Source organism: Streptomyces sp. NPDC002044, from assembly GCF_040296725.1.
GTDB classification, from domain to species: domain Bacteria; phylum Actinomycetota; class Actinomycetes; order Streptomycetales; family Streptomycetaceae; genus Streptomyces; species Streptomyces antarcticus.
The window spans coordinates 1-2985 of the sequence record NZ_JBEOXU010000293.1; the positions used below are offsets into that span (position 1 = coordinate 1).

The 2985-nt window shown below is 69.9% G+C and carries 2 protein-coding genes; both read left to right on the plus strand.

All coding sequences use genetic code 11. From position 1 onward, the window contains the following. On the plus strand, nucleotides 1-2580 hold a 2580-nt coding region (locus tag ABT106_RS31610), incomplete at its 5' end, for a type I polyketide synthase (protein ID WP_351284410.1). A gap of 48 nt (nucleotides 2581-2628) precedes the next feature. After that, nucleotides 2629-2985 (plus strand): beta-ketoacyl synthase N-terminal-like domain-containing protein (locus ABT106_RS31615; RefSeq protein ID WP_351284413.1); only part of this gene is annotated, 357 nt, incomplete at its 3' end.

Here is a 2985-nt window from a genome sequence, read left to right on the forward strand (position 1 = left end):
TACCCCTTCCAACACCACCACTACTGGCTCGACAACCCCCCAACCACCCACCCCACCAACACCACCGGACTCGACACCACACACCACCCACTGCTGCCGGCATCGTTGACCTTCGCCTCGTCCGACCGAGTCGTGTTGACCGGCAGCGTGTCGCCGCGTACCCAGCCATGGCTCGCTGACCACACCGTGCACGGCGCGGTCCTGTTCCCCGGCGCCGGTTTCGTCGAGCTCGCGCTGCACGCCGGACAGCAGACCGGCCACCCCCACATCGCCGAACTGATCCTGGAATCCCCTCTGGTGCTGTCCGAGGTTCAGACAGCTCAGGTACGGGTCGAGCTGGAGGAGCCGGAGGAGGGGCGGCGCGCGTTCAGCGTGTACTCCCGGGCGGAAGGGGCCGACGATCCGTGGGCGAGGCATGCGGCCGGGGTGCTCTCGGCGCAGGCCCCGGTTTCCGAGCCGATGCCGTGGCCCCCGGAGGCCGTCCCGGTCGACTTGGCGGACTTCTACGATCAGATGGCGGAGTCTGGTATCGCGTACGGTCCCGCGTTCCGCGGGCTGCGTGAGGCATGGGTGAGCGGCGACGAGGTGTACGCCGTCATCGAGCTGGACACGACGGGCGATTTCCTCCTGCACCCCGCGTTGCTGGACTCCGCACTTCACGCGACCAGGGCCGTGGCCGGCTCGGACGCGTCGGTGCTGCCGTTCTCGTGGACCGGCATATCCCTGTTCGGCCCCGCCAGCGGAGAACTCCGTGTACGGCTCGCTCGACGCGGCGCTGACGAATGGTCGCTTCAGTTGGCGGACACCTTCGGCACGCCGGTCGCCTCGGTGGCCTCGATCGCGGCACGTCCGGTGTCCGGCGAGCACGTGCGCCCGGTCGCGAGCCCCCTGCTCCGCCTTGACTGGCAGCCTGTCACCCTCCCCTCCGCGCAGGAGGTGCCGGCCGATGTCGTGGTGCTGCGGGTCCGTCCAGACTCACCGACGGACGGCGATCTCGCCGAGTCGGCACGCAAGACCGCGGAACGCGTCCTCGTGTCCGTGCGCGACGCGCTGGCCCGGCAGACCCGGGTCGCGGTCGTCACCGAGGGCGCGACGACCTCCGAGGACCCCTCGCTGCGGCTGTCGGGTGCAGCGGTGTGGGGGCTGGTGCGCTCCGTTCAGGCTGAGCATCCGGGCCACGTCGTGCTCGTCGACAACGCCGAGCCCGCGAACCTCGCCTCCGCCATCGGTTGCGGGGAGCCGCAGGTGGCGTTCCGGGACGGAGCGCCATGCGTCCCGCGTCTGGTGCGTGCGGCGCAGACCTCGGACACCTCCGTCCGGTGGGGCGACGGGCCGGTGCTGGTGACGGGAGCCTCCGGCGCGTTGGGCCGCCTGGTCGCCCGGCACCTCGTGGAGTCGTGCGGCGTACGGGAACTGCTGCTGGTGAGCCGCCGGGGAGAATCCGCGCCGGGCGCGACGGAACTGGCGGCCCGACTGCGCGAGTTCGGAGCCACTGTCCGGTTCGCCGCGTGTGACGTCTCGGACCGGCAGGCACTCGCCGACGTCCTCGTCTCGACGCCGCCGTCGGCCGTCGTGCACTGCGCGGGTGTCGTGGACGACGCGACGCTCGCGGGGCAGTCCGCCCGTCATCTCGAAACGGTCTTCGCGCCGAAGGCGGACGCGGCGTGGCACCTGCACGAGCTGACGAAGGACCTCGACGCTTTCGTCCTGTTCTCCTCGGCCGCCGGCACGCTTGGCTCGGCCGGACAGGCCAACTACGCGGCGGCGAACGCGTTCCTTGACGCGCTGGCCGAGCTGCGACGGGGCCAGGGCCAGCACGCGCTGTCGCTGGCGTGGGGGCTGTGGGACCTCGCTGAGGGCATGGCCGGCGAGCTGAGCGAAGCCGACCGGCGCCGCCTCGCACGGACAGGAGTGCTGCCGATCGGTGCGGCTCAAGGACTCGCGATGTTCGACGCGGCGCTGGACTCCAGCGAGGCACTGGTGCTTCCGCTACTCGTCAACAAGGCGGCTTTGCGGTCGAAGGACACCGTCCCGTCAGTACTACACGGCTTCCTGCCCGCCATCGCGGCGCCCGCCGCACCAGTGTCGTTGCGGGATCGGATCAGCCGTATGAGCGGTGCGAAACGCCGATCCGCCCTTCTCGACGTGGTACTCGAAGAGGTCGCGGCGATCCTGGGTCACGCAACCCCCTCGGCTCTCGACCCCGGCAGGGGACTCACCGACTTGGGCTTCGATTCCCTCACCGCCGTCGAGCTGAGGGGCAGGCTCAGCACGCTCACCGGACTGGTCCTGCCGGCCACGCTCGTGTTCGACCATCCCTCGTCGGAGGCGCTCGCCGCTCACCTCGACGGGCAGCTGCCCGGTGCTCGGGCTTCCCTGATCGAGGAGATCGACCGTCTGGAGGCGGCCCTCGCTTCCCCACCCGAGGACACGGACGCCGCCTTCGTATCCCAGCGGCTCACCAGCCTCCTCACCGCATGGGGCCGACGCCAGGGTGCCGGCGGGGACCGGGACGAGGATGACCCGAGCGACGCCAAAACACCAGAGGAACTCATGGCCTTCATCGACCAGAACCTCTGAAGCCCCGACTGTTCCCTCCCACAGCGACCGAACCACAGGTGGTAATGCATGACGCAGGAAGAGAAGCTCTTCACCTACCTCAAGCGCGTCACGACGGATCTTCAGCGGACACAGGAACAGCTCGCGACGATGGAGAGCCGTGACCGCGAGCCCATCGCGATCGTGGCGATGGCGTGCCGCTACCCCGGCGGAGTGACGACACCAGAGGAACTGTGGAGCTTGGTGTCCTCCGGCGTCGACGCCGTCTCCTTCTTCCCGGAGAACCGCGGTTGGCCGCTGTCGGACCTCTTCAGCGACGACCCGGACGTTCCCGGTACCACGTATTGCCGTGAGGGTGGTTTCCTCCACGACGCCGCGGAGTTCGACCCCACCCTCTTCGGCATCTCCCCCCGCGAAGCCCTCGCC